We start from the raw sequence: 26,027 nt of genomic DNA, 5'->3' as shown, positions 1-26,027 counted from the left end.
TCGTACATCAGGAGGGGCACCCGCAGCCCCGGGGAAGCACTCAGGTCCCGCCAAGCGCCCACCGGCGCGAAACGACCACCGCCAAGCCGTCAGATCGCGAAGCCGCGCTTGCGGCGGACGTCCTCGATCACCTTCCAGCGCTCGAGGTTGTGCCTGGCGTCGGCGAGGGCGTCGTGGGCGTTGTCCGGGGCCGAGGGCAGCTTCGGCTTGCCGACGTCCTCCCAGCGCTGGCGCAGGTCCCGGGTGAACTTCGGGATCCGGGACGGCAGCATCGGCATCGGGCCCCACAGCTGGGCCAGCGCCACGTGGTCGTAGGCCGCGTACCAGGCCCACAGCTCGGGGTTCGACCCGCGCGAGGTCATGAAGCTGTAGAGGTCTTCGCGGATCCGGGCGCGGGAGCGCCAGCACGGGTCGGCGGGCGGCGGCAGCTGCGGCAGCACGTGCTGCCGGACCCAGGCGCCGGCCCGTGACGCGTCGAACTCGGTGGACACCGCGTAGAACTCGCGGCCGGACTCGTCGACCATCCCGATCGACACCAGCTCGATGGTCTGCCCGTCCTCGATGAACTCGCAGTCGTAGAAGAACCTCACCAGGGAAGCGTAGGTGCTGGTCCGCGACCGCTCCGGGCGGGGCGTCAGCCCGCCTTCGACTCGGGCACCCGGCCGCCCGGGCGGGGCTTCCAGCCCGCGACCTGCTTGCCCTGTGCGGTCATCTCGTCCTTGACCTTGGCCGCGTAGACGTCCACGTACTCCTGGCCGGACAGCTCCATCAGCGCGTACATGATCTCGTCGGTGATGGAGCGCTCCACGAACCGGTCGCCCGCCATCCCCTCGTAGCGGGAGAAGTCCAGCGGCGGCCCGACCTTGACCACGACCTTGTGCGGGTACCACATCTTCGAGCCGATCGGGTTGACCCGGTCGGTGCCGAACATCGCGATCGGGATCACCGGCGCACCGGATTCCAGCGCCATCCGCGCCACCCCGGTCTTGCCCTTGTACAGCCGGCCGTCCGGCGAGCGGGTGCCCTCCGGGTAGACGCCGAGCAGCTTGCCCTCGCGGAGCAGCCGGACCCCGGTGTCCAGCGCGGCCTGCGCGGCGGCGCCGCTGGAGCGGTCGATCGGGACCTGGCCGACACCGGAGAAGAAGTACTTCTTGAACTTGCCCTTCACGCCCTTGCCGGTGAAGTACTCGCGCTTGGCCAGGAAGGTGACCCGCCGCGGCATCATCAGCGGCATGAAGAACGAGTCGGCGACCGCGAGGTGGTTGCTGACGAGGATCGCGCTGCCCTCGGTGGGCACGTGCTCGACGCCTTCGACCTTCGGACGGCAGAACAGCTTCATCAAGGGCCCGAGCAGAATGTGCTTCATCACCCAGTACAACACCGCGCCGCCGCCTCCCTGCCCCGCAAGATTTCGCTGCTCAGCCTACGGAGCAGGCGCGACCAGCACAATGCGGTGCCGGTGAAGGTGATCTAGCGGACTCCGAGATCCGCGAGGCCGTCCCGTTCGTCGGACTCTCATGCGACCATGAAGTGGTACAGGCACGCCGATGCTTTGGGAGGCTGCAGTGCCCGTGCTTTCCGGCGCCGAACCGTTCTCGCACGACGGGTCGGACGACATCGGCGTACTGCTCTGCCACGGTTTCACCAGCACTCCGCAGAGCATGCGGGCCTGGGGCGAGCACTTGGCCGCGGAGGGGTGCACCGTCCGCTGCCCGCTGCTGCCCGGCCACGGCACGCGCTGGCCCGACCTCAACCGGACCACCTGGCACGACTGGTACCGGGCCGCGGAGGCCGAGCTCGCGGAGCTGCGCGGGCGGTGCTCGTCGGTGTTCGTGTTCGGCCAGTCGATGGGCGGCACGCTCACCCTCCGGCTGGCCCAGGAGCACCCGGACATCGCGGGCATCGTGCTGGTCAACCCGTCGGTGCTGACCCAGCGCCGGGCGGCGCGACTGCTGCCGCTGCTCAGCCGGGTGTGGCCCGCGGCGGGCGGGATTCCCGGCGACATCGCCAAACCCGGCGGGTTCGAGCTGGCCTATCAGCGGCTCCCGCTGCGGGCGATGGCGAGCCTGCAGCAGCTGTGGGGCGTCGTGCGCGCCGATCTGGGGCGGATCCGGCAGCCGGTGCTGTTGTTCCGCTCCGCGGTCGACCACGTCGTCGAACCGGTGAACGCCGCGACCGTGCTGGAGGGCGTGCGCAGCGAGGACCTCACCGAGGTCGTGCTGGCGGACAGCTTCCACGTCGCGACGTTGGACCACGACGCGCCGCGGGTGTTCAGCGGTAGCGTCGAATTCCTGCAACGGATCCACCGCGATCGGGTCGAGGAACTCGTATGAGCACGCGCCACGACAACGCCGACGGGCCGGAGGACATCGACGCGGCCTTCGCCGAGATCGTCGCCGACCTCGAGCGGGACGAGAACTTCGCGCGCTGGCCCGATGACGACGAGCCGGTCACCAGGGGCGAGAAGCCGGAAGCGCCGCCGGTGGCCGCACCGGTCGAGAGCGGACCGCGCGACTGGGCGGCCCCGGCCAACGAGGAGGACGAGCACTACGTCCCGCCGGAGCCCCCGCCGCTGCCGACCCCGCGCCCGACGACCATGGCGGGCATCGTCGTGGTCGTGATCGGCGTGCTGTTCGCGCTGGTGCCGGGCCTGGCCGGGCTGTCGAGCACGATCACCCTGCCGCTCGGCCTGGTGCTGATCAGCAGCGGCATCGGCTGGCTCCTGCTCCGCCTGCGCCAACCCCCGCGCAACTCCGACGACGACGGCGCCCAGGTCTGACTCACCCGGGGCGGCGTCGATTTCGCGCGAAATAGACGCGCCGTCAGCCCCCGGAGGGGGCTTTGGCGGTGGTGAGGACGTGTTCCCTGGCCAGGGTCGCCGCGCCGATCATGGCCGCCGGGTCGCCGTGGTGGGCGACCACGACGTCGGCCAGCGGGCGGTGCCCGGCGCCGGTGCTCATCGCCGCGTAGTGCTCGCGGGCCGCGTCGAGGTAGAGGTGGGCCGATGCGGAGACGCCGCCCGCGATCACCACCACTTCCGGGTCGTAGACGTCGGCGACCAGCGCCAGCCCCTCCCCCAGCCAGCGCGCCAGGTCGTCCACCGCGCGCCGCGCGAGCGGATCTCCGGCTTCCGCCGCGCGCGCGACGTCGACGCCGGTCGGGTCGGCCAACTCCCGCAGCGCGCTCGGTTCGCCGCCGGCGCGCAGCATCTCCACCGCCGTGGCGGCCAGTGCCGTTCCGCTGCAGTAGCGCTCCAGGCAACCGCGCTTGCCGCACGAGCACTGCCTGCCGTCCGGCACGACCCGCAGGTGGCCGAGCTCCGGCGCCACCCCGCGCGCCCCGCGGAAGACCTGGCCGTCGATCACCAGCGCCGCGCCGATGCCCGTGCCGATGGCCACCAGCGCCGCCACCCGCGCTCCGGCCGCGGCGCCGAACCGGTGCTCGGCGACGGCCGCCGCGTTCGCGTCGTGCTCCAGGACCACCGGGATCCCGAGCCGGGCGGCGAGTTCGTCGGCGACCGCGACGTGCCGCCACGCCAGGTGCGGCGCGAAGCGCACCACCCGGCGGTCCTCGCTGACGAAGCCCGCCACCGCGAGCCCGACCGCGGCCACCGGGTACCGGTCGGAGAGGCTTCGCACGGTGCGCGCGATCGCCTCGTTCAGCTGCGGTCCGCCCGCCGGTGTGGGCACCCGGCCGGTTTCGAGGATCTCGCCGTGCGGGTCGACGACCCCGGCTCGCACGCTGGTGCCGCCGACGTCCACGCCGATGGTCAGCACTCGTCCAGCACCGTTCCGCCGACCCGCTGCACGCGGATGCGCTGCACCTTGGCGGGCGCGTCCGGCTCGGGTTCTTCCGCCGGTCGCGGCTCCGGTTCGGCCATCGCCTGCCGCAGCAGCTGCACGATCCCCAGCAGCTGGTCGTTGAGCTCCGGGCGTTGCCCGCGCACCAGCGCCACCGCCGCGCACAACGGGCACCAACCGCAGCCGCGGTCCTCGCCCTCGGTGCGCGGGGCGCAGCCGCGCAGGTACTCCTCGGCCTTTCCGGCCAGTGCGTCCAGCAGCAGTCGCAGTTCCTCGACCAGCTGATCGTGCTTGCGCGCTTCGTCCACCGCTCTCACCGCATCCACTGTTCCGGGTCGGGCCGGAACCGCACCGTCAGCCCGTCGTCACCGGCGATCGCGCCGGTCACGACGCACCGCCGCAGCACCGCGGGCAGCGCGACCAACCGGCGGCGGCCGTCCACCGTGATCGCCAGCTCGTCACCGATGCGGGCCAGGTCCAGCTCCGCCGCCGGGTGCAGCGGCAGCGCGATCCGCAGGTCGTACTCCGCCTCCAGCGTCCGCCCACCGCCGGTGACCCGCATGGCCGGGGCGGCAGGCAGGTTCTCCAGCGGGTCCGCGTCGGCGTAGAGCTCGGCGCCGAGCTCCAGGAGCGCCTCCGCGCCCACCGGCTCGGCAGCGCGGTGCTCCACGACGCGCAGCGGCAGGTCCGTGGCGCTGCGCAGGGATTCGAGGACGTCCTCCTGCTCGCGGCGCCGGGTGCGCAGCCACTGGGCGGCCGCGCCGCGCGCCGATCCCGGGTCCGGCACCACCCGGTTGGCGATCAGCCCGTCCACCCGGATCTGCTGCAGCGCCAGCGCCGTCAGCGTGCGGCGGGTTTCCGCGGCGACCACCGACTCCGGGGTCAGCACCAGCCGCACGCTGGTGCCCGGGTCGGCGAGCATGTCCTTGAGCGCGCTCAGCCGTTCCGCCAGCCGCCCCAGCCCGTCGGCGACCGCGTCCCAGCGCTGCACCTGATCGCTGCCCGCGATCCCCGCCAGCAGCCCGCGCACGGCCCTGCGGTGCGCCGGGAACAGCCGTTCCAGGTAGCCGGCCAGCGATTCCGGCAGGGCGAGCAGCCGCAGCGTCTCGGCGGTCGGCCCGCAGTCGACGAGCACGGTGTCCCACAGCCCGCTGGCCGCCAGCCGGTGCACCTCGGAGAGCGCTAGGAGGTCCTCCACGCCGGGCAGCACCGTCAGCTCCTCGGCGTCGACCTCGCCCACTCCGGCGCCCTGAAGCATCGTCCGCAGGTGTTCGCGCAGCTCGCGCCAGGTTCCGTCGACGAGCGCGCGGGTCTGCACCTCGGCCGCGTGCAGCACCGCGTGGGAGCCGTCCAGCCGCACCTCGGCCGGTTCCGCGCCGAGCTCCGCGCCGAGGGCGTCGGCCAGCGAGTGCGCCGGGTCGGTGGAGACCACGAGCACCTTCCGGCCCGCCGCGGCGATGCGGGCGGCCGTGGCCGCGGCGAGGGTGGTCTTGCCCACCCCGCCCTTCCCGGTGAGAAGCAGGATCCGCAACGGGTTACCCGGCGTGCTCCACGCGGCGCTTGAGCTCCTTCAGCGCCGTGTCCATGATCATCTTCTCGGCCTTGCGCTTGAACATCCCGATCATCGGGATGGCCAGGTCCACCGCCAGGCTGTAGGTGACCTCGGTGCTGCCGTCGGGCAGCGGCTCGAGCCGGTAGCTGCCGTGCTGCGCCTTCTGCACCTGGCCCTCGGTGAGCTCCCAGCTCACCGACAGGCCGTCGGCCGCCCAGTCGTAGACGTTGACGTAGGTGTCCTTGACCACTCCCGCGTCCAGGACGAAGCGCACCTTCTCGGCCTTGCCGTCCGAGGTCAGCGACTTCACCTCGGTCTCCTTCACGGCCGCCGCCCACTCCGGGTAGGCGGCGAAATCCCCGATGACGCCCATGATCTCCGCGGCGGCGGCCTTGATCACGATGGACTGGGTGGACTGATCGACCATGCGCGCAGGTTACCGGGTGCGGGTGGGCGCAGCGGCGCGGAGGATCGCCAGGTCCGCCGCCGGGGTCACCACTCGATCGGGTAAGGACGTCCGGTGCGCTGGAAATGCCCGACGTTGACGCACTCGGTGCGCCCGATGCGCACCCGCTGCGCCAGCGGCTGGTGCACGTGCCCGAACAGCGACCAGCGCGGCTGATCGGCGGCGATCCGCTCGGCCAGCGCGGCCGAACCCAGCTCCGGCCTGCGGGCCACCACGTCGTAGATCAGCTCCGGCACGGCGGGCGGCAGGTGGGTGCAGAGCACGTCGACCGCGGGCAGCCCGGCCACCGCGGCGTCGTACTCCCCCGCTTCCCGCAGGTACGGCACCCAGGCCGCGCTCTTGCGCAGCACCGCACCGGGCGGGAGCACCGTGCCGCCGACGAAGCCGAAGGTCAGGCCGCCGATCTCGACGCTCTCGCCGTCCAGCACGTGCACCCCGGCACCGGCGAACTCCGGCCACAGGTGCGGCGCGTCGACGTTGCCGGGCGTGGCGTAGGTGGGTGCGGTCAGCGCGCCGAAGAGCTCGGCGTACTGCTCGCGCACGGCTTCCTCCACGACCGCGGCCGGGTCCGTCAGGCTCGCCCAGAGCGATCGCACGTAGGTGCCGAACTCCGCGAGGTGCGGCCCGCGGCGCAGCTCGGCGAACCGGGCCACCTTCTCCGCGCCGAACACGCGTCCGAGGATGCCCTTGCCGTGGTCGTGGTAGTCCACGAAGTCGATCAGGTCACCGAGCACCACGAGCGCGTCGGCGCCGTCGCCCGCGCGCTTGAGCGCCTCGACGTTGCCGTGAACATCCGAAACGACGTGGACGCGCATCCGACTCCTCTCCACCGGTCTCTGCTCCCCCGAACCTAATCCGTCCCGGACCCGCCGCCCACCGCCCGTGGTGCGACCCCGGACCGGAGTCGCCCGAACGATCGTGACGGCCTCTAGGCTGTGCTGGCTGGCGCGGTCGGACGAAGGGGACTACCGCTCAGTAACTATCAGCGTTAGGTTGTGCCCCACTGACTGGCGTGTTTTCGGAGGTTTCGACGTGCGAGAGTTCAGCGCACCAGCCACCACGGCGGTGGCCGATGACGAGAACCTCACCGACATGGTGTGGGCCAACGCGGAGCGCTTCGGGAGCACGGTGAGCTTCCGGCGCCGGGTGGACGGCACCTGGGTCGACGTCACCGCCGCCGACTTCGCCGCGCAGGTGCTGGCCGTGGCGAAGGGCCTGGTGGCCAGCGGTCTGCAGCCCGGCGACCGGGTCGGGCTGATGTCCCGCACCCGCTACGAGTGGAGCCTGCTGGACTTCGCGATCTGGACCGCGGGCTGCGCCACGGTGCCGATCTACGAGACCTCCTCGGCCGACCAGGCGGAGTGGATCCTCACCGACTCCGGGGCCAAGGCCGTCTTCGTGGAGACCGAGGCGCACCGCGCCGAGGTGGACGGCATCGTGAACCGGCTGCCCGAGGTATCGCACGTCTGGCAGATCGACGGGCCGAGCAGCGGCGGCGCGGCCGCCGCGGTGGACGAGCTGACCGCGCTGGGCGCCGAGGTGGACGACCGCGACGTGCACCTGCGCCGCCGCGAGGTGCGCGCCGACGACGTGGCCACCCTGATCTACACCTCGGGCACCACCGGCCGCCCCAAGGGCTGCGTGCTGACCCACCGCAACATGCTCGCCGAGGTGCGGGCCGACATCGAGGCGTTCCCGCAGCTGACCAAGCCGGGCAACTCGATGCTGATGTTCCTGCCGATGGCGCACGTGCTCGCCCGCGCGATCACCGTGATGTGCGTCTACGGCCGCGTCACCCTCGGGCACACCAGCGACGTCAAGGAACTGGTCACCGACCTCGGCTCGTTCCGGCCGACGTTCGTTCTCGCGGTGCCCCGGGTCTTCGAGAAGGTCTACAACACTGCCAAGCAGAAGGCGCACGGCAGCGGCAAGGGCAAGATCTTCGACACCGCCGAGGAGACCGCGGTCGCCTACAGCCGCGCGCTGGACTCCGGCGGTGCCGGGCTGTCGCTGAAGCTCAAGCACCTGCTGTTCGACAAGCTGGTCTACGGCAAGCTGCGCGCGGCGCTCGGCGGCCGGTGCATCGCGGCGGTCTCCGGCGGTGCGCCGCTGGGCGAGCGGCTCGCGCACTTCTTCCGCGGCGTCGGCGTACCGGTGCTGGAGGGCTACGGGCTCACCGAGACGACCGCCGCCGCTGCGGTCAACGTGGAGACCGCGTTCAAGGTCGGCACCGTCGGCAAGCCGATCGCCGGGACCACGATCCGCATCGCCGAGGACGGCGAGGTGCTGGTCAAGGGCGACGTGGTGTTCCGCGAGTACTGGAACAACCCGCAGGCCACCAAGGACTCCCTCGAGGACGGCTGGTTCCACACCGGCGACCTGGGTTCGCTCGACGACGAGGGCTTCCTGCGGATCACCGGCCGCAAGAAGGAGATCATCGTCACGGCGGGCGGCAAGAACGTCGCCCCGGCGGTGCTGGAGGACGCGCTGCGGTCGCACCCGCTGATCAGCCAGTGCATGGTGGTCGGCGACCAGAAGCCGTTCATCGGCGCGCTGATCACGCTCGACCCGGAGTTCCTGCCGTCCTGGCTGGCCAACAACTCCCGCCCGGAGAACACCCCGGCCGCCGACCTGGTGGACGACCCGGATCTGCGCGCCGAGGTGCAGAAGGCGGTCGACGAGGCCAACAAGGCGGTCTCCCGCGCCGAGCAGATCAAGCAGTTCCGCATCCTCCCGGAGGACTTCACCGAGGCCACCGGCGAGATGACCCCGAGCATGAAGCTCAAGCGCAACAAGGTCGCCCAGAACCACGCGGCCACCATCGAATCGATCTACTCCTGATCGTTCGCGACTGCGGAGGAGGCCCCGGCTCGCACGAGCCGGGGCCTCCTCCGCGTCAGCCGAAGGTGGCGGGCAGCGAACGCGCCCAGTCCTCGCGGAGCTGGGCCGCTGTCAGCCCGGTTTCCGCGTGCAGGGCCGCGTCCGCGTCCGCGGGCGAGTCAGTGGCCGCCACGCGGTGGTAGAGGCGCACCACGCGCGGCTCGCCGAAGCGCTCGACGAGGTAGCGGACCAGCGACCAGGACTGCTGGTAGGCCAGGTCGAGGCGGGCGGCTCGGTGGAAGTCGGCGGCGGGCAGTTCCTCCGGCGGGCCGCCGGCGCGCAGCTCGCGGACCAGCTCCGGCGCGACCTCGCGCGGCGACATCCCGCTGTCGCGGTAGCCGACGTAGTCGGCGAAGCCCTCCCGCAGCCACATCGGCGCACCATCCACTGTGTACGGACGGGCGGCGATGTGGGTGATCTCGTGGCGCAGCACCACGGCCAGCGCCGCGTCCGGCAGCTCCGTCGCGGTCCGCAGGTTGAGCACCACCCGCGGCCCCTCCACCCGGCGCGCCGCGGTGTCCACCCGGTCGGCGACCGCGACCGCCGCGATCCCGCCCTCCGCGGCGAACTCCGGGCCCACCATCGAGCGCAGCTCCTCCCGCGACTCCGGGATCAGCACTCCGACCTGCTGGGCCCATCCCGGCCCCCACACCCGGGTCACGTCGCGGATGGCGGCGTCCAGCTGCCGGGCCACCCGCTCCACCGGCTCCCGCCGGTGCCCGATCACCAGCCCGCCCGCGGTGCGAACGACGTGGCACGGGCCGAAGTCCCACGGTCCTCGCCACCGGTGCCGGCCCGCGTCGTCGGCGACGTACCAGGAATTCCCCCGGCGCACGAAGGAGTGCTCGATCCGCCGCGTCGTCGGCACGCCGTCCACACCGGACAGCGCGTAGCGCAGCGAGACCACCGGTTCCCAGGTGTCGTCGCCGAGCAGCGGTTCAGCCGTCGCGTCGACCTCGTACGACCACTCGGCCAGCGGGATCGCCGCCAGGTTGCGGAACCACTCGTGCTGGCGCTGCTGGAACTCCGCGGGCGCCAGCGGGTCCACTGTGGTCGCGAACGCCGCGGCGTCGCCGGAGCGGATCGCGGCGGCCCGCTGCGCCAGGAGCTGCCGGACCGCGGATTCGTGCGCCGATTCCGGCGCCGCGGACTCCGTCTGACCGACGTGGCGAGGCGTCCCGGGCAGCCCGACCAAGGTCATGCCGATCAGCACGGCACCGGAAGCGGCCGCCGCCAGCCACCCGCGAAAGCTCCCAGCGCTCAGCACAGAGCGCATCGTAGGGTCGAGTGCATCCCGGACCTCCTCCGGCCCGCAGGAAGACGATCAGGGCCGGCACGCGGGTGCGCGCCGGCCCTGGTGCGATCAGTCGGTTCAGCCCGCCACGCGGCGGATCGAGGTCACCGGGCCGATCTTCTTGTAGTCCGCGACCTTCACCACGTCACCGGTGGTCGGCGCGTGCACCGCCTTGCCGTTGCCGATGTAGATCGACACGTGGCTGACCGGGCTGTAGTAGAAGATCAGGTCGCCGGGCTTGAGGTTGGCCGCCGACACCGATTGCCCCTGGTTGACCTGGGTCTTGGTGGAGCCGCCGAGGGTGACTCCGGCCTGCTTGTAGGCCCAGTAGGTCAGCCCGGAGCAGTCGAACTGCGACGGGCCCTTGGCACCCCACACGTACGGCGAGCCCTGCTTGCTCAGCGCCGCGTTGACCGCCTTGATCGCCGCACCGGCACCGGCGATCGGGCTGGCGTTGGTGTCGCCATCGGTGATCAAGGAGTCCTGGTCGGCGCCGGTGAGCTCGTTGTAGCGCTCCTGGACCTTCTTGATCTGGGCCTGCATCTCCCTGGACTTGTTCTTGACGTCCTCGTAGATGCGACCGGCGTCCGCCTCGGCCTGGGCCGCCCGGTTGCGGGCGTCCTGCGCAGCGCGCTCAGCGGTCTCCGCCTGGCGGCGCGCCGAAGCGAGCGCCTGGACGGCGTCGTTGTTGTCCTTGGCCAGCGCGTCCAGCGCGGAAGCGCGGTTGAGGAAGTCCTCGGGAGTCTCGCTCACCAGCAGCGCGGACAGCTTGTTCAGCCGGGCGCCCTGGTAGGAGGCGTGGGTCAGCTGGTCGACCTGGCCGCGGAATCGCTCCTCGTCGGCCCTGGCCTGGTTGGCGACCTGCTCCGCCTGGCCCGCCTCGTCGTTGGCGCGCTGGAGCTCCGCCTGCTTGGCCGCGTGGTCGTCCTCGGCCTTCTTCATGTCCTCGGTGATCTGCACCGCTTGGTTCTGCAGCTCGCGGACCTGCTTGGCCGCGTCCGAGGCGTTGTCGGGAAGTGGTGGGTCTGCGAGCGCCGGCCCGGAGGACATGCCAACCACGGCGACAACCGCAGTCGCGGTAAGGGCTCCTCGCAGAGATCGCTTAAGTCGGTGCGACGCCACGTCGCGCACTGCTCCTTCTGCCTCTCCACCCGCTCACCTGCCGGATGCCCCCGTATCCGGCCTGGCCGACTCCCCGACAAGTCGTTTCAGCGGTGCCCCGCGGGCCACCCGTTCTGGGCAACTGATCGCCACGAGGTCCCGAGTAGGTTACGAAAGGTGAGGCGCGACGTCCAGAAGCGGGGGCGAAAATTTGTGCATACTCGCACAAGACCCCTAACGGACGAGAATCATTTGCTCACGGTGACGAACATTGCGGCCGCTTCACCTGGATTTGTGAAGGTCAGCCGGGCGCGCTCCGAAGACCGACTCAGCAGAGTGATCGGTTATGAGATCGGCCACTCACCACCCGATCGCCGGGCGGTCGTTCCCGTCGCCGAAGGGTCAGACCCGGTTCAGCCGGGCCAGCAGCAGCGCTGAAGGAACCGCGTAGGCACCGCGCCGCTGCACCGAGGTGACCACCGCGCGGTCCGAAGTCGCCACCACGACCTGACGCCCCTTCGGCTCGGCCGAGACGAGATCGCGGATCACGTCGTCGGCCTGCACACCGGGCTCGCTGAACAGCACCCGCACCCCGCGCGGCCCGGCCGCGGGCACGGCGAGCACGTCGGCGCCGTCGAAGACGACCGTGACCTCCGCACCGGTGCGCGCGGAAAGCGCGGCGAGCTGGTGCGCCAGCCGATCGCGCTGATCGGACAGCGGCAGCTCCGGATACCCGGTCTTGGTCACGTTGTAGCCGTCCACGATGAGGTGCACGGCGGGCAGCCCGAGCAACCGGTCCAGCGCCGCCACGTCCGGAACACCGCCGGTGGCGCCGGAATGCGCCCGCACCCGCTGCACGACGTCCGCGGGCCGGGGCCCGCTCCCGCTCGCGCCGAGCTCCCGCCGCAGGCCGCCGACGGCGCCCTCCAACGTCTCCAGCAGCAGCGCCAGGCGCACCTCGTCGCCCTGCCGGGCTTCTCGGGCGCTCTGCCGCGCCACCTCGACCTCGGCGCTCGCGCGCTCCGCGCGCCGCCGCTCCTCCTGCGCGCGTCCTCGCTCCCGATCGCGCTCCGCGGCGATCTCCGCGATCTCCGCTTCGCGCTCCGCTCGCACGGCCGCCAGCTCGCTGCCCGCCTGCTCCGCGGCGTCCTTGGCCTCCTTCAGCCGCACGCCCTGCTCCCGCAGCCGCTTGCGCAAGCGGTCCGCTTCGGTGCTGTTCTCCTCGCCCACCCGTTCCGCCGCGCGGCGCGCTTCGGCGAGCTCACCGCGCAGCCGGTCCACTTCGGCCGTCAGGCGCTCGACCCGCGCCACCGCGGAATCGCGCTCGCTGCGCAGCTGGCCCTGCTCGGTGCGGAACCCGATCAGCTCCGCGTAGTGCGGTGCGATCGGCGAACCTTGCAGCGCCGCCGCGGCGGCGACGACCACCGGGTCCGGATCTTCGAGGCCGAGGGCTTCCGGGCGGTGGTTGCGGCACCAGTCCACCACCGCGGTGCGGAACACGCTGGAATCGCGCAGAGCGTTGAGCAGCGCGGGCTGTCCCAGCTTCGCGCGCTTGGCGGGAGCGAACTTGACCACCGGGCGCAGCTGCACGGGAACGTCGGTCGGGCGCATCTCGCCGAGGGCTCCCGCGGCCAGCTCGGCGAGCCGCGCGCGCAGCGGTCCCGGCAGCCCGTCCCAGTCCACGGACGACGCACCGGAGGTCTGCTGTGCACTGTCCACAGCAGACTCGTCGGGTTCGGGGGTGTCCGCTGACCCCGGCATCGGTGGCGCCACCCCCACAGGCTAATCGCCAGGGCCCCGGAACCCCGCATCCACCGCGCTGTCGGTAGCGGGCCGTAACGTGCGCGATGATGTCCGCGCACCCGCAGCTGTCCTTCGACGAGATCCTGACCAGCGAGGAAGTCCCGCTGCACCAGGTGACCTTCGTCGTCGTCGACCTGGAGACCACCGGTGGTGACCGCGTGCAGGACGCGGTCACCGAGATCGGCGCCGTCAAGATCCGCGGCGGCGAGGTGCTCGGCGAGTTCGCCACCCTGGTCAACCCGGAGCGGGGCATCCCGCCGTCGATCGTGACGATCACCGGGATCACCGAGGCGATGGTGGTCGACGCGCCCCGGATGGACACCGTGCTGCCCGCCTTCCTGGAGTTCTGCCACGGCTGCGTGCTGGTCGCGCACAACGCCCCGTTCGACATCGGGTTCCTGCGCGCCAACTGCGAACGACTCGGCTTGAACTGGCCGAAACCGCAGGTCGTGGACACCGTTCGGCTGGCCCGCCGGGTGCTGAGCAGGGACGAGACGCCCAACTACAAGCTCGGCACGCTCGCCCGCGTGCTGAACGCGCGGACCGAACCCGTGCACCGGGCGCTGGACGACGCCCGCGCCACCGTCGACGTGCTGCACTCCCTGCTGGAGCGGGTCGGCTCGCTGGGCCTGCGGACGCTGGACGACCTGCTCAGCCACCTGCCGGACGTCACCCCGCAGCAGCGCGGCAAGCGCGGGCTCGCCGACCGGCTGCCGAACGCGCCCGGCGTGTACCTGTTCCGCGGGCCCAACGACGAGGTGCTCTACGTGGGCACCGCGACCGACCTGCGGCGCCGGGTCCGGCAGTACTTCACCGCGGGCGAGCGGCGCAGCCGGGTCAAGGAGATGGTGGCGATCGCCGAGCGCGTCGACCACGTCGAGTGCGCGCACCCGCTGGAAGCCGAGGTCCGCGAGCTGCGGCTGCTCGCAGCGCACCAACCGCGCTACAACCGCCGCTCGAAGCACCCGCAGCGCGCCTGGTGGGTGGTGCTGACCGACGAGCCGTTCCCGCGCCTGTCGATCGTCCGGGCCCCGAAAACCGGCGCGCTGGGCCCCTTCCGGTCCCGCCACACCGCGGCCGACGCCGTCGAGGCGCTGCAAGCGGTGACCGCGGTGCGCCGGTGCACCGAGCGCATCTCGGCGCGCGACCCGCAGGGACGGCCGTGCGCGCTGTACGAGCTGGGCCGCTGCGGAGCGCCCTGTGCCGGTCTGCAGAGCGCCGCGGAGTACGAACCCGAGGTGATCTCCATCCGGGAGGTCGTCGGCGGCCGCAGCGTCGTCCTGCTGGAACGCCTGCGCGCCGAGCTCGACCGGCTCTCAGCGGCGGAGCGGTTCGAGGACGCCGCCGCGCACCGCGATCAGCTCGCGGGCCTGGTGCGCTCGCTGGACCGGGGCCAGCGGCTGGCCGCGCTGGCTTCGGTCGCGGAGCTGGTCGCGGCCCGGCCGGACGGCCGCGGCGGCTGGCACCTCGCGGTGATCCGCCACGGCAAGCTCGCCGCCGCGGGCACCGCACGCCGCGGTGTGCCGCCGATGCCCGTCGTGGACCTGCTGCAGGCATCGGCGGAGACCGTCATCCCCGGCCCCGGGCCGCTGCGCGGCACCAGCGCCGACGAAGCCCGCGTGGTCTACCGCTGGTTGACCACCGGCGGCACCCGCATGGTCCGCTGCTCGACGCCCTGGAACGAGCCCGCGAGCGCCGCCGGTTCCTGGCAGACCTGGCTCGACAAGGCCATCAACGGCCGGACTCCCTACGCCGCCATCGACTGACTCAGGCGGTCATGTCCAGGGACGCGACGACCTTGGTCGGGCGGATGCGGACCACCAGCTCGCCCGGCACCCCGTTGCGGCGGCCGAACTCCTCCGCCCGGTCCTGCCCCATGTAGCGGCCGCCGATGCGGGTGGCGGTGCGCAAGAGCTCCGCCGGGTCCTCCGAGATCTCCGCGATGCCCTGCACCTGGACGAAGGCGAACGGCGGCTCGGGCAGGTCCGCGCAGAGCACCACTCGCGGATCGCGGGCGATGGCCCGGCCCTTCGCGGTGTTCTTGCCGGTGTTGAACACGATCTCGTCGCCCTCCAGCACGAACCACACCGGCGCCACCAGCGGGCGTCCGTCCGCCGCGGTGAAGCCGATCATGCCGGTGCGGGTGCCCGCTTCGAGGAAGGCGCGAACTTCCGGATCGTCGATCGAAGTCATGCCGCCAACCTAGGCGGCCGCTCCGACACCCGCGCAGCGAAGAGGCCCGGCACCCCGCCAGGGGTACCGGGCCTCGTTCGGTGACAGCGGCTAGTGCCTCACTCGGTGGGCTGCTGCGGCTTGCCGGCCGTGAGCTCGCGCTCCTCGGCCGCCACGTCGCGCGCGGCGCTCTCGTGCCGCGCCCGCTCCAGAGCGGTGGTCTCGTCCACCGGGTCCGGGCGGAGCAGGCTGCCCTCGACCGGGCTGCCCGCGGCGCCGAGCTTGTTCATCTTCTTCGGCACCGGAGCGCCCTGGTAGGGCAGCGGCTCCGGGTGGCCGTGGTCGTCCACCGGGCCGAGCGGCTGGTGGACCTCGATGAACTCACCGTGCGGCAGTCGCTTGATGATGCCGGTCTCCACGCCGTGCTCCAGCACCTCGCGGTCGCTGTGCTGCAGGCCCAGGCAGATCCGGTAGGTGATGTAGTACGCGATCGGCGGCAGCACCAGCAGCCCGATCCGGCCGAACCAGGTCATCAGGTTCAGCGAGATGTTGAACTGGAACGCCACGATGTCGTTCGCGCCCGAGATGAACAGCACCCCGACGAAGGTCAGCGCCATCACGCCCAGGCTGGTGCGAACCGGCACGTCGCGCGGCCGCTGCAGCAGGTTGTGGTGGGCGTTGTCCTTGGTCAGCTTGCGCTCGAGCATCGGGTAGGCGATCAGCGTGGTGAACAGGATGCCCATCCCGATCGCACCGGCGAAGAACACCGGCGGCACCGTGTACGGCCCCAGGTACAGCTCCCAGGCCGGCCAGACGCGCAGGATGCCGTCCGCCCAGATCAGGTACCAGTCGGGCTGCGAAGCCGCCGTGACCTGCGAGGCGTTGTACGGGCCGAGGTGCCAGACCGCGTTGATCTGGAAGACACCCGCCATGATCGCGCAGACGCCGGTGACCAGTGCGAAGAACGCACCGCCCTTGAGGGCGAAGACCGGCATGATGCGGACGCCGACGACGTTGCCCTCGGTGCGCCGCACGCCCGGGAACTGGGTGTGCTTCTGGTACCAGACCAGCGCCAGGTGCGCCGCGACCAGGCCGAGCATGATGCCCGGGATGACCAGGATGTGCAGCACGTACAGGCGCGGGATGATCTCGGTCCCGGGGAACTCCCCGCCGAACAGCGCCCAGTGCAGCCAGGTGCCGAGCACCGGGATCGACAGCACGATGCCCGACATGGTGGCGCGGATACCGGTACCGGACAGCACGTCGTCCGGCAGCGAGTAGCCGAAGAAGCCCTCGAACATGCCCAGGATCAGCAGCAGCGCGCCGATGGTCCAGTTCGCCTCACGCGGGCGCCGGAACGCACCGGTGAAGAAGATCCGGAACATGTGCAGCATCATCGCGGCGACGAAGATCAGCGCCGCCCAGTGGTGCAGCTGCCGGACGAACAGACCGCCGCGCACCTCGAAGGAGATGTCCAGCGTGCTCTCGAACGCGCGGGACATCGGGATGCCCTGCAGGTTCTGGTAGACGCCGTCGTAGACGACCTCCTCCATGGAGGGGTCGAAGAACAGGGTCAGGTAGACGCCCGTGACGATCAGGAGGATGAACGTGTAGAGGCAGATCTCCCCGAGCAGGAACGACCAGTGCGTGGGGAAGACCTTGTTCAGCTGCCGCCGCATGCCCTTGGCCACCCGGTAGCGCGAGTCGAGCTCGTCAGCCGCCGTGGCGATCTTGCGGTACGCGGCGCTCTCCGATTTCGTCGGTTGGGTGATCGAGCTCATGCGTTACGCTCCCAGTAAGCCGGACCCACCGGTTCGATGAAGTCGCCCTTGGCCACGAAGTAGCCGTCCTCGTCCACCGTGACCGGCAGCTGCGGCAGCGCCCGCGTCGCCGGACCGAAGACCGGCTTCGCGTAGGTGTTGACCACGTCGAACTGCGACTGGTGGCACGGGCAGAGCAGGCGCCCGGTCTGCTGCTCGAACAGCGAGGTCGGGCAGCCGACGTGGGTGCAGATCTTCGAGTAGGCGTAGTAGTCGCCGTAGTTGAAGTCTTCCTGCCCCTTGCGCTTGACCGGCTTGCTGCCCGGGCGGAGCCGGATCAGCATGACCGGTGCGTCGCCCTTGCGCAGCGAGGTCTCGAGCTCCTCGGTGCCGCGCATGGACTCCCGGAACGGGTAGACCGTCTCGAAGCCGCCCGCGTCGATGTCCTCCGGGCGCACCAGCGAGACCTCGTGCTTGTTGCCGGTGTCGCGGCGCAGGTAGGTCTTCTCGCCGGTCTCCGACAGCCAGCCGGTGTGCTGCAGCGACTCCGGCCCGGTGGTCGCCCACGGGTCGCGGACGAAGCCGCCGATCGCGACCACGCCGGCGCCGAGACCGAACGCGCCGACGCCGAAACCGGCGGTGCGCTTGATCATCGACCGGCGGGCGATGCCGCTCTTCTCGCCGGCGTCGGCCAGGATGGCCGCGGCCGTCTGGCGGTCGACCTCTTCCGAGGCGTGCCCGTCGTGGCGCTGCTGGACCGCGACCTCGTGCGGGATGAACTTCTTCTGGTACTGCACCACGCCGATGCCCACGGCGAGGATCGACAGCCCGAAGAAGAACCCGACCAGCGGGTTGTACAGCGAGTAGATGAAGTAGCCGCGCTCGTCCGACGGCGGGACGTAGTCCCACGGCCAGAAGACGAACACCGCGATGAACGCCAGCGCCGACAACCCGGAGAGCACGAACCAGCCCGCGACGTTGCGCTCCGCGCGGCGCTCCGCGCGGGTGCCCTTGACGGGCCACTGCTCCTGGTACTCGACGAGCTCGACGTCGTCGAGGGCCAGGCCGAGCCGCATCTTCTCGTCGCGGCTCATCTCGGCCAGTTCGGCCTCTGTGTATTCCTTGTTCTGCTCACTCATGCCCTGGCTCCGATCCACAGGGTGAGGCCGATCAGCGCGCCGATGCCCACCACCCAGGCGATGACGCCTTCAGTTCCCGGACCATAACCGCCCAGGTCGTTGCCGCCGGGGTTGTTGTTCCCGTTGGTCACCGACTTGACGTAGGCGATGATGTCCTTCTTCTCCTCCGGGGTGAGCTGCCGGTCCGAGAACTTCGGCATGTTCTGCGGCCCGGTGAGCATCGCCTCGTAGATGTCCTGCTCGGTCGAGTCGTGCAGGTTCGGCGCGAACTTGCCGGAGGACATCGCGATGCCGCGTCCGGTGAAGTTGTGGCAGGACGCGCAGTTGAGCCGGAACAGCTCAGCACCGCGCGCCGGGTCCTCGCCCCGCAGCGCCTCGCCGGCCTGCTTGGGGGACTCCGGTCCACCGCCGTAGGTCTGCACGTACGCGCCCAGCGCGTCGATCTCCTCGGGCGTGAACTTCGGCGGCTTGCGGATGGCCTGCGCTTCCTGGCGCACCATCGGCATCCGGCCGGTGGAGACCTGGAAGTGCACGGCGGCCTCGCCGGTGCCGACCAGGCTCGGTCCGCGGTCCTGGACGCCCTGCAGGTTGGTGCCGTGGCAGGAGATGCAGGCGTTGTTGTAGAGCTGCTCGCCCTGCCTCACCAGAGCCGGCTCCGCAGCGGCCTGCGCGGTCTGCGGCTCGGGAGTCACGACGGTGTACAGCCCACCGGCACCCACCAGCGCGATGCCCAGCGCCAGCACACCGGAGATCCGCCTCTTGAGCTTCGAGCCCGCGCGGTTCCGTTTCTTGTTGGTGGTCATGAGAGCGGCAACCCTTGCTGTCCGGTTCGGGGAGTTCTGTTACGACCTCGTTCTAAGAAGCCGATCGAGGAGACTCGGCTCCTCGTCATCACGGGACGAGGTAGATCACGGCGAACAGGCCGACCCACACGATGTCCACGAAGTGCCAGTAGTACGACACGACGATCGCGGCGATGGCCTGCGCGGGCGTGAACTTGCTCAGCTTCGTCCGGATGATCAGGAAGACGAAGGCGACCAGCCCACCGATCACGTGCAGCCCGTGGAAGCCGGTCGTCATGTAGAAGACCGTGCCGTACGCCGACGACGCGATGGTGGTCGCGTGGTGGGTGATCAACGTGTAGTACTCGCCTGCCTGACCGAGCACGAAGACCGTGCCCATGATCAGGGTGATCACGTACCACCGGCGGAGCCCGAACACGTCGCCCCGCTCGGCCGCGAACACGCCCCACTGGCAGGTGAACGAGGACAACACCAGGATGACGGTGAAGGGAAGTGCGTACGCGAGGTTGAGCTCGGTCGGCGCTGGCGGCCACGGCCCCTCGTTCTGCGCCTTCACCGTGAAGAACATGGCGAAGAGCCCAGCGAAGAACATCAGCTCGCTGGCCAACCAAACGATGGTGCCTACGCTGACCATGTTCGGTCGGTTCAGCGAGTGCACGCGTTGACTGATTGAGGGCGCTGCCGTTGTCACGCGACGCATTATGTCTTGCAGCTTTTCCGCTCGCGCCTTCGGGTCCACCAGGTCGACCGAGGGGTGATCGGATCGCAATCCGGAGGTGACGCACCGTGAAAGGCATCCGCGCCCGCTGGTCCGCCCGGCTGGCCGCCCGCCGCGCCCGCCGCAAGCCTGTGATCAGCACCGATGACCCGGCGCTGCGAGTCGTGGTGACCGCCTACGACGAGACCGAGGCGGCCTCGGCGGCGCTGGCACGAGCGGATGAGTGGCAGTCCGGACTGCCTGCGGTGCTGCGCCACCACCTGGCGCTACCGGAGCGCTCGATCGAGTCGGCCCGCGACCTGCTGAGCGCCGACGGCTGGGATCTGCGCCCCGGCGGGCGCGGTGCGGAGCGCGGCGGCGCCGGGCTGACCGCGATGATCGCGCTGCGTGTTCAGCAACTCGATGCGTTGCATTGCTCACAGGAGAGCTCGCGGATGGCCGGGCTGGCCCAGCGGCACGGCGGCCAGGTCTACGGCTGGGACGCGCTGCAGCCGGGCCCGGACGCGCCGAGCTGATCGATTTCGCCGGGCGACTACTGTTCGCCCCGGTCCGGCCGCTAGCATCCGGGGAAGTTCGCGACCTCGCCCGGCCCGCCGCCGGGGCGTCCCGCAGACACTGAGGAGCCGTCGATGAGCGCACCGACCACCACCGTTCTCGTGTTCAGCCACCGCCCCGAGGTCCGGGAGGCGATCATCACAGCGATCGGTCGGCGCCCGGCTCCGGATCTGGGCCGGCTGCACTACGTGGAGGTCGGCACCGTCGCCGACGTGCTCAGCGAGGTCGACGCGGGCAGGGCGGACCTGGTGATCCTGGACGGCGAGGCGCAGCCCACCGGCGGCATGGGCGTGTCGCGGCAGCTGAAGAACGAGATCGACGACTGCCCGCCGGTGGTCGTGTCGGTGCGCCGCAAGGACGACCGATGGCTCGCCACCTGGTCGCAGGCCGACGCGGTGCTGGTGCACCCGCTCGACCCGCTGGCCGCGGCCGAGACCGTCGCCGAGGTGCTGCGCACCAGCGGCAAGCCGGTCCCGGCCTGAACCCTGGTGGACTGAACCCCTCCGGCGCGCATCGGCCGCGGCCGGATGCGGGTACCGGAACTCCGGACGACTGCGGCGGCCCTCCACGGTCCGCCGCTGTCGGTGCTGGGCCAAGAACCCGTCGGCGAAGCCGTCCGCGCTCGTGAAGCGGCGCCAGCCGCTCGCGCCCGTGCAAGACGGCCACCGGTGGGTTCTCAAGGGCTTCCTGGCGAGGACAGCCCGTCCGCCGTGCAGCGGACGCAGCAGGAAGGGCTCCCGCAGTCCGGGGAGCCTCTGAGGTTCCGCTGGGTGACCATCTACGTAAAGTGACTCCGAACAGCCATCAGCACGGAAGAAGAAGCGTGGGAACCATGGCGGGAAGCTGGGCGGGACTGCTGGGCAGCCTGGTCGCGGGTGAGGACCTCTCCGCGGAGGACACCGCCTGGGCGATGGACCTGATCATGTCCGGGGAGGCCACCCCGGCGCGGGTCGCGGCGTTCGTCGTCGCGCTGCGCGCCAAGGGCGAGACGCCCGCCGAGATCCGCGGCATGGCCGACGCCATGCTCGAGCACGCCCGCCGCGTCGACATCGCCCAGCGCGCGGTGGACATCGTCGGCACCGGCGGCGACCGCTCCGGCAGCGTGAACATCTCCACCATGGCCGCGATCGTGCTCGCCGCCGCGGGCATCACCGTGGTCAAGCACGGCAACCGGGCGGCCTCCTCCAAGTGCGGCACGGCCGACGTGCTGGAGGAGCTGGGCGTGGCCATCGACCTGCCGCCGGAGGGCGTGCGGCGCTGCGTCGAGGAGGTCGGCATCGGGTTCTGCTTCGCGCCGGTCTTCCACCCCGGTTTCAAGCACGCGGGCGGACCGCGCCGCGAGATCGGCATCCCGACCGCGTTCAACCTGCTGGGCCCGCTGACCAACCCGGCGCGCCCGGTGGCGGGCCTGATCGGCTGCGCCGACCGCCGGATGGCGCCGGTGGTGGCCGAGGTGTTCGCCGCCCGCGGCAAGTCCGCGCTGGTGGTGCGCGGCGACGACGGCATGGACGAGATCACCACCACGACGCCGAGCACCGCTTGGGTGGTGCACGACGGGACGGTCCGCGAGGACCGGATCGATCCGCAGGACTTCGGGATCGCCTACGCCCGGCCGGAGGACCTGCAGGGCGGCGACGCGGTGGTGAACGCGAAGGCCGTGCACGACCTCCTGGCGGGCGCGAAGGGCCCGGTGCGCGACGCTGTGCTGCTGAACGCGGCCGGGGCGATGGTCGCCTACGACGGCCCGGGAGAGGACATCAGCGCGCAGCTCAGGGCCGCGCTGGTCCGGGTCGGCGAGGCGATCGACTCGGGAGCGGCCGCGGCGCTGCTGAGCCGCTGGGCGACGACGTCGACCGCGCTGCGCTGACCACCGCCCGGCGGCGGTCAGCGCCGGGGCGTCACTCCTCTTCCAGCCCGATGGAGAAGGCCGCTTCCGCGTCCTTCCGGGAGTAGGAGCGGAAGGCGATGTGGGTGTCGGTGTCCAGGACGCCCGCCACCTTGTTGATCCGGCCCGGCACGATGTCGGCCAGGTCTTCGTGGCGGCGGACGCGCAGCATCGCGATCAGGTCGACGTCACCCGCGCAGGAGTAGACCTCGTCGACGCCGTCCAGGTCGGCGATCTCCTGGGCCGCCTCGGCGAGCCGGTCGGCGGCGGTCTGGATCAGCACGATCGCGGTGATCACGGGAATTACCTCCTGCAGCTGGGTGCGGAACCGATGCTAGACCGAATCAGGCCCCCGATTCCCAGCGGGATTCGGGGGCCTGATCGTCAGTTCTTCGTCAGTGGTGGCCCTGGCCGGTGTGGTACTCGAACACCAGACCGGCGACCATGATCAGCAGGAAGCCGACCGCCAGGACGATCATCCACACGTGGAAGAACGCCAGGGCGACGCCGGCGAAGGCAGCAGCCCCCGCCACGCCGGCCGGCCAGTAGCTGCCCGGGCTGAAGAAGCCCAGTTCGCCGGCACCATCGCTGATCTCCGCGTCCGGGTTGTCCTCCGGCCGGTCCTCGATCCGGCGGGCCACGAACGAGAAGTAGCTGCCGATGATCAGGGAGAGGCCGCCGACCAGGATCAGCGCCACGGTGCCCACCGGCTCCTTGGCCCAGAGCCCGTACACGATCGCGGACAGGAAGAAGAAGATGGTGATGATGTTGAAGATCCGGGATTCGATCTTCATGGAGTCCTCGCTCTCACGCCGTACGCCCTGTCGAGGGCACCACTACTTGGTCCCGACCTGCTGACCGGAAGGTGCTCCACCGGTGCGTTCGGTGTTGAACGGAACGCCGGTCACCGCGAACGGCTCGCACAGCTCGCCGCAGTCCTGCCGCTCCTTGCCGAGCTGGGTCAGCGCCTCCGCCGCCGTGTACGGCTGGGTGGTCGCCGGGTTGACCTGCGTGCGCAGCTCCATGTACCGGTCGAACTTGTCCGGGGACAGCGCCCTGACCTCGAAGTTCATCATCGCGTGGTAGGTGCCGCACAGCTCGGCGCAGCGGCCGACGAACGAACCCTCGCGGTCGATGGTGTTCTGGAAGACGTTGTCCTGGTTGTTCTTGTTCGGGTGCGGGAAGGTGTCCCGCTTGAAGTGGAACTCCGGAACGAAGAACGAGTGGATGACGTCGGTGGCGCTCAGGGTGTACTCGATGCGCTCGCCGGTCGGCAGGACGAGCAGCGGGATCTCGCTGCTGCTGCCCACCGTGCGCACCGGCTGCCCGTCCGGCGTCTTGTGCTCCGGGTAGTTGAACTCCCAGTTCCACTGGAACGCGACCACGTTGACCTTCTGGTCCGGGTTCGCGGGCTTGGCCAGCACGTAGTTCTGCGTGACCGCCGTGAAGTAGAACAGCACGACGACCAGCACGAACGGGATGGCCGTGTAGATCATCTCGAGCGGCAGGTTGTACTGGAACTGCCGGGGCAGCTCCTCGTCGCCCTTCTTCTTGCGGTGGAAGGCGACCGACCAGAAGATCAGCCCCCAGACCAACACGCCCACCGCGAGTGCCGCGATGACCGACCAAGTCCACAGGGTTCGCATCGAATCGGCCTGCGGGGTGACACCCTCCGGCCAACCGAACCGCAGGACCTCATCGGTCGTGCAACCCGTGGCCGCGACACCAACCAGGCCGATCAGCCCAGCGACTTTGACCAGCCGTGGCACTCGGGTCCCCTCCTTCAGGCCCACTGCGCGACGCCTCCTCGTGCAAAACTCACCGGTGCGGCCGGGTGATCCGAGCCCGGCCGCGAAGCCGGACCGCCGGATCTGCCGCCGGAATCCTGCGCAGACTCTAGCCCAGGTGTAGCCGCGATACTGCTCCGGGGGCGTCGATCGATCTACTCGTTCGCGACGCCGGTTACCCAGCGGAGCCCCGGAAGCCCTGTCCAACGCCCCTGTGCGCTCGGGAGTTCGCGCGCTCGAACAGCTGCTCCCCCGCGCGTGCAGCGCGCGTGCGGGCGGACGGCATACTGGGGCGAGCCTTCGGGGGGAGGCTCCAGAGAGACGACATCGCCGACTCGAAGAGGTGCTCCAGACGCGTGTGCGGCCTGCTTGGACTGATCTGTCCCACGGAAGAGAACGCCGGATTCGCGGTTAACGCGGTGGCCAACGCGCTGCCGTGCCAGCGACACCGAGGACCGGACGAGAGCGACACCTGGCAGGGGGGTGAGGTCGTCTTCGGCTTCAACCGACTGTCGATCATCGACCTGGAGCACTCTCACCAGCCGTTGACCTGGGGACCGCCGGAGACCCCGCGGCGCTACACCATCAACTTCAACGGTGAGATCTACAACTACCTGGAGCTGCGGGCCGAGCTGATCGAGCGCTTCGGCGCCCGGTTCAGCACCGACGGCGACACCGAGGTGATCGTCGCCGCCTACCACTACCTCGGCACGTCCATGGTCGGCCGGTTGCGCGGCATGTTCGCGTTCCTGATCTGGGACAACGAGCGCAAGGTGGTCTTCGGCGCGCGCGACCCGTTCGGCATCAAGCCGCTGTTCTACGCGGCGGGCCCGGGCGGCACCGCCTTCTCCAGCGAGAAGAAGAGCCTGCTGAGCCTGGCCAGCACGCTGCGCATCGCCGAGGAGCTCGACCACAAGGCGATGCAGCACTACCTGCAGCTGCAGTACGTGCCGGAGCCGGAGACGCTGCACCGGCAGATCCGCCGCATCGAGTCGGGCACCTCGTTCACCGTGTCGCCCGGCGGCCAGCTGGTCACCGAGCGGTACTTCCAGCCGAACTTCCACTCCCGGCCGGTGAACACCGACGCCGACGCGCGGCGGCTGCAGAACGAGATCGTCGACGTGATGCGCGACTCGGTGGCCAAGCACATGCGCGCCGACGTCACGGTCGGGGCGTTCCTGTCCGGCGGCATCGACTCCACCGCGATCGCGGCGCTGGCCAAGGAGCACAACCCGAACCTGATCACCTTCACCACCGGTTTCGAGCGGCAGGGCTACTCGGAGGTGGACGTGGCCGCCGAGTCGGCCGCGGCGATCGGCGTCAAGCACGTGGTCCGCACCGTCTCCGCCGAGGAGATGATGGAGGCGCTGCCGCTGATCGTCTGGTACCTGGACGACCCGGTGGCCGACCCGGCGCTGGTGCCGCTGTGGTTCATCGCCCGCGAGGCGCGCCAGCACGTCAAGGTGGTGCTCTCCGGTGAGGGCGCCGACGAGCTGTTCGGCGGCTACACCATCTACCGCGAGCCGCTGTCGCTGGCGCCGTTCGAGAAGGTGCCGGGCGCGTTGCGCAAGGCCATGGGCCGGGTCTCCACCGCGATCCCGGAGGGCGTGCGCGGCAAGGACCTGCTGCGTCGCGGCGCGCTGAGCCTGGAGGACCGCTACTACGGCAACGCGCGGATCTTCCGGGACGACCAGCTGCGCAACGTGATGCGCAGCTTCGACCCGGGCGTGTCGCACCGCGACGTCACCGCGGGCCCGTACCGGCAGTCGGCGAACTGGGACCCGGTGACCCGGATGCAGCACGTGGACCTGTTCACCTGGCTGCGCGGCGACATCCTGGTCAAGGCCGACAAGATGACCATGGCCAACTCGCTGGAGCTGCGGGTGCCGTTCCTGGACCCGGAGGTCTTCCGGGTGGCCAGCACGGTGCCGCTGGAGCAGAAGATCACCAAGGAGACCACCAAGTACGCGCTGCGCCAGGCGATGTACCAGGTGGTCCCGGCGCATGTGCTCAACCGCCGCAAGCTGGGCTTCCCGGTGCCGATCAAGCACTGGCTGCGCGACGAGATGCACGACTGGGCGCGCAACATCATCCAGCAGTCGCAGACCGACCACCTGCTCAACCGCACCGCGGTGCTGCAGCTGCTGGAGGAGCACCGCTCCGGCGTGCTGGACCACAGCCGCCGCCTGTGGGCGCTGCTGGTGTTCATGCTCTGGCACGGCATCTTCATCGAGGGGCGCCTGTCCCCCGAGGTCCCGGAGCCGCACTACCCCGTCCGCCTCTGAGGCTTCCCACCGGACGGCCCGCTCACC

General features: G+C 70.8%; 26 protein-coding genes. 8 read left to right on the top strand and 18 right to left on the bottom strand.

The genetic code is table 11. The features are described 5' to 3' along the window. Positions 1 to 89: 89 nt before the first annotated feature. Complete coding sequence (locus C4T78_RS23230; RefSeq protein ID WP_093357906.1) at positions 90 to 590, bottom strand: polyadenylate-specific 3'-exoribonuclease AS; 501 nt, start codon at positions 588 to 590, stop codon at positions 90 to 92. A gap of 44 nt (positions 591 to 634) precedes the next feature. Further along, entirely contained in the window at positions 635 to 1,381 is a 747-nt protein-coding gene (locus C4T78_RS23225; protein WP_093357905.1) for a lysophospholipid acyltransferase family protein, read from the bottom strand. A 184-nt stretch (positions 1,382 to 1,565) separates the two neighbouring features. Between C4T78_RS23225 and C4T78_RS23220 the strand changes: the two genes are divergently transcribed. Together C4T78_RS23220 and C4T78_RS23215 are read left to right on the top strand one after the other, a co-directional pair. Then, complete coding sequence (locus C4T78_RS23220) at positions 1,566 to 2,333, top strand: alpha/beta hydrolase (RefSeq protein WP_093357904.1); 768 nt, start codon at positions 1,566 to 1,568, stop codon at positions 2,331 to 2,333. Continuing rightward, positions 2,330 to 2,779 (top strand): hypothetical protein, encoded by a 450-nt coding sequence (locus C4T78_RS23215; protein WP_093357903.1) that lies wholly within the window; start codon positions 2,330 to 2,332, stop codon positions 2,777 to 2,779. Before C4T78_RS23220 ends, C4T78_RS23215 begins: the two co-directional genes overlap by 4 nt. Before the next feature lie 43 nt (positions 2,780 to 2,822). Here the strand turns inward: C4T78_RS23215 and C4T78_RS23210 are convergent, their stop codons facing one another. The 5 genes from C4T78_RS23210 to C4T78_RS23190 all read right to left on the bottom strand — a co-directional run bounded on the left by C4T78_RS23210 (position 2,823) and on the right by C4T78_RS23190 (position 6,633). Continuing rightward, entirely contained in the window at positions 2,823 to 3,776 is a 954-nt protein-coding gene (locus C4T78_RS23210) for an ROK family protein (protein WP_093357902.1), read from the bottom strand. Further along, positions 3,770 to 4,117 (bottom strand): hypothetical protein, encoded by a 348-nt coding sequence (locus C4T78_RS23205; protein WP_235863847.1) that lies wholly within the window; start codon positions 4,115 to 4,117, stop codon positions 3,770 to 3,772. Before C4T78_RS23205 ends, C4T78_RS23210 begins: the two co-directional genes overlap by 7 nt. Then, the gene (locus tag C4T78_RS23200) at positions 4,114 to 5,331 is read right to left on the bottom strand and encodes an ArsA family ATPase (RefSeq protein ID WP_093357900.1); all 1,218 of its coding nucleotides are present in this window, start codon (positions 5,329 to 5,331) and stop codon (positions 4,114 to 4,116) included. The genes C4T78_RS23205 and C4T78_RS23200 overlap by 4 nt, the downstream gene beginning before the upstream one ends. A gap of 4 nt (positions 5,332 to 5,335) precedes the next feature. Beyond that, complete coding sequence (locus C4T78_RS23195; RefSeq protein ID WP_093357899.1) at positions 5,336 to 5,779, bottom strand: SRPBCC family protein; 444 nt, start codon at positions 5,777 to 5,779, stop codon at positions 5,336 to 5,338. Positions 5,780 to 5,844: 65 nt separating this feature from the next. Further along, positions 5,845 to 6,633 carry a metallophosphoesterase family protein gene (locus C4T78_RS23190; protein WP_093357898.1) on the bottom strand — a complete coding sequence of 263 codons (789 nt, stop codon included), beginning with the start codon at positions 6,631 to 6,633 and terminating at the stop codon, positions 5,845 to 5,847. Between the two features lie 217 nt (positions 6,634 to 6,850). Here C4T78_RS23190 and C4T78_RS23185 point away from each other — a divergent pair, with 217 nt between their 5' ends. Further along, positions 6,851 to 8,659, top strand: a complete 1,809-nt coding sequence (locus C4T78_RS23185) for an AMP-dependent synthetase/ligase (RefSeq protein ID WP_093357897.1) — start codon at positions 6,851 to 6,853, stop codon at positions 8,657 to 8,659. Between the two features lie 55 nt (positions 8,660 to 8,714). Here C4T78_RS23185 and C4T78_RS23180 read toward each other — a convergent pair whose 3' ends face one another. The 3 genes from C4T78_RS23180 to C4T78_RS23170 all read right to left on the bottom strand — a co-directional run bounded on the left by C4T78_RS23180 (position 8,715) and on the right by C4T78_RS23170 (position 12,854). Further along, on the bottom strand, positions 8,715 to 9,965 hold the full coding sequence (locus C4T78_RS23180) for a hypothetical protein (RefSeq protein ID WP_374703897.1): 1,251 nt from the start codon (positions 9,963 to 9,965) through the stop codon (positions 8,715 to 8,717). Positions 9,966 to 10,070: 105 nt separating this feature from the next. Beyond that, complete coding sequence (locus C4T78_RS23175) at positions 10,071 to 11,042, bottom strand: C40 family peptidase (RefSeq protein ID WP_093357896.1); 972 nt, start codon at positions 11,040 to 11,042, stop codon at positions 10,071 to 10,073. A 453-nt stretch (positions 11,043 to 11,495) separates the two neighbouring features. Beyond that, positions 11,496 to 12,854, bottom strand: coding sequence for an NYN domain-containing protein (locus tag C4T78_RS23170; protein ID WP_093357895.1), 1,359 nt, complete (start codon positions 12,852 to 12,854; stop codon positions 11,496 to 11,498). Positions 12,855 to 12,943: 89 nt separating this feature from the next. Between C4T78_RS23170 and C4T78_RS23165 the strand changes: the two genes are divergently transcribed. Next, positions 12,944 to 14,662 carry a DEDD exonuclease domain-containing protein gene (locus tag C4T78_RS23165; protein WP_093357962.1) on the top strand — a complete coding sequence of 573 codons (1,719 nt, stop codon included), beginning with the start codon at positions 12,944 to 12,946 and terminating at the stop codon, positions 14,660 to 14,662. 1 nt (position 14,663) lies between these two features. Here C4T78_RS23165 and C4T78_RS23160 read toward each other — a convergent pair whose 3' ends face one another. The 5 genes from C4T78_RS23160 to ctaE all read right to left on the bottom strand — a co-directional run bounded on the left by C4T78_RS23160 (position 14,664) and on the right by ctaE (position 19,470). Further along, the gene (locus C4T78_RS23160; protein WP_093357894.1) at positions 14,664 to 15,089 is read right to left on the bottom strand and encodes a PPOX class F420-dependent oxidoreductase; all 426 of its coding nucleotides are present in this window, start codon (positions 15,087 to 15,089) and stop codon (positions 14,664 to 14,666) included. A 98-nt stretch (positions 15,090 to 15,187) separates the two neighbouring features. Next, positions 15,188 to 16,849 (bottom strand): cytochrome bc1 complex cytochrome b subunit, encoded by a 1,662-nt coding sequence (gene qcrB / locus C4T78_RS23155; RefSeq protein ID WP_093357893.1) that lies wholly within the window; start codon positions 16,847 to 16,849, stop codon positions 15,188 to 15,190. Continuing rightward, positions 16,846 to 17,967, bottom strand: a complete 1,122-nt coding sequence (qcrA, locus tag C4T78_RS23150) for a cytochrome bc1 complex Rieske iron-sulfur subunit (protein ID WP_093357892.1) — start codon at positions 17,965 to 17,967, stop codon at positions 16,846 to 16,848. The genes qcrB and qcrA overlap by 4 nt, the downstream gene beginning before the upstream one ends. Then, entirely contained in the window at positions 17,964 to 18,770 is an 807-nt protein-coding gene (qcrC, locus tag C4T78_RS23145) for a cytochrome bc1 complex diheme cytochrome c subunit (RefSeq protein ID WP_093158884.1), read from the bottom strand. The genes qcrA and qcrC overlap by 4 nt, the downstream gene beginning before the upstream one ends. Positions 18,771 to 18,858: 88 nt before the next feature. After that, positions 18,859 to 19,470, bottom strand: coding sequence for an aa3-type cytochrome oxidase subunit III (gene ctaE / locus C4T78_RS23140; protein ID WP_093357891.1), 612 nt, complete (start codon positions 19,468 to 19,470; stop codon positions 18,859 to 18,861). 95 nt (positions 19,471 to 19,565) lie between these two features. Between ctaE and C4T78_RS23135 the strand changes: the two genes are divergently transcribed. The 3 genes from C4T78_RS23135 to trpD all read left to right on the top strand — a co-directional run bounded on the left by C4T78_RS23135 (position 19,566) and on the right by trpD (position 21,910). Then, positions 19,566 to 20,003, top strand: a complete 438-nt coding sequence (locus tag C4T78_RS23135; protein WP_235863856.1) for a hypothetical protein — start codon at positions 19,566 to 19,568, stop codon at positions 20,001 to 20,003. A 114-nt stretch (positions 20,004 to 20,117) separates the two neighbouring features. Then, positions 20,118 to 20,525: a response regulator gene (locus C4T78_RS23130; protein ID WP_093158889.1), complete on the top strand. Its 408-nt coding sequence runs from the start codon at positions 20,118 to 20,120 to the stop codon at positions 20,523 to 20,525. Between the two features lie 350 nt (positions 20,526 to 20,875). Then, positions 20,876 to 21,910: an anthranilate phosphoribosyltransferase gene (trpD, locus tag C4T78_RS23125; protein ID WP_218161739.1), complete on the top strand. Its 1,035-nt coding sequence runs from the start codon at positions 20,876 to 20,878 to the stop codon at positions 21,908 to 21,910. 31 nt (positions 21,911 to 21,941) lie between these two features. Here the strand turns inward: trpD and C4T78_RS23120 are convergent, their stop codons facing one another. The 3 genes from C4T78_RS23120 to ctaC form a co-directional block, all read right to left on the bottom strand. Continuing rightward, positions 21,942 to 22,226, bottom strand: coding sequence for an Lrp/AsnC family transcriptional regulator (locus tag C4T78_RS23120; protein ID WP_093158894.1), 285 nt, complete (start codon positions 22,224 to 22,226; stop codon positions 21,942 to 21,944). Positions 22,227 to 22,323: 97 nt separating this feature from the next. Continuing rightward, positions 22,324 to 22,722 (bottom strand): cytochrome c oxidase subunit 4, encoded by a 399-nt coding sequence (locus C4T78_RS23115; RefSeq protein WP_093357889.1) that lies wholly within the window; start codon positions 22,720 to 22,722, stop codon positions 22,324 to 22,326. Positions 22,723 to 22,764: 42 nt separating this feature from the next. Continuing rightward, complete coding sequence (gene ctaC, locus C4T78_RS23110) at positions 22,765 to 23,721, bottom strand: aa3-type cytochrome oxidase subunit II (RefSeq protein WP_093357888.1); 957 nt, start codon at positions 23,719 to 23,721, stop codon at positions 22,765 to 22,767. Positions 23,722 to 24,071: 350 nt separating this feature from the next. On the opposite strand from ctaC, the gene asnB reads away from it, so the two are divergent. Continuing rightward, positions 24,072 to 26,000, top strand: a complete 1,929-nt coding sequence (asnB, locus tag C4T78_RS23105) for an asparagine synthase (glutamine-hydrolyzing) (protein WP_093357887.1) — start codon at positions 24,072 to 24,074, stop codon at positions 25,998 to 26,000. The last annotated feature ends 27 nt before the right edge of the window (positions 26,001 to 26,027 follow it).

The sequence above is a fragment of the Saccharopolyspora kobensis genome (genome assembly GCF_900108315.1).
Taxonomy (GTDB): Bacteria; Actinomycetota; Actinomycetes; order Mycobacteriales; family Pseudonocardiaceae; genus Saccharopolyspora; species Saccharopolyspora kobensis.
The sequence above is the reverse complement of the archived record's forward strand: the minus strand, read 5'-3'. Positions and strand labels throughout refer to the sequence as shown.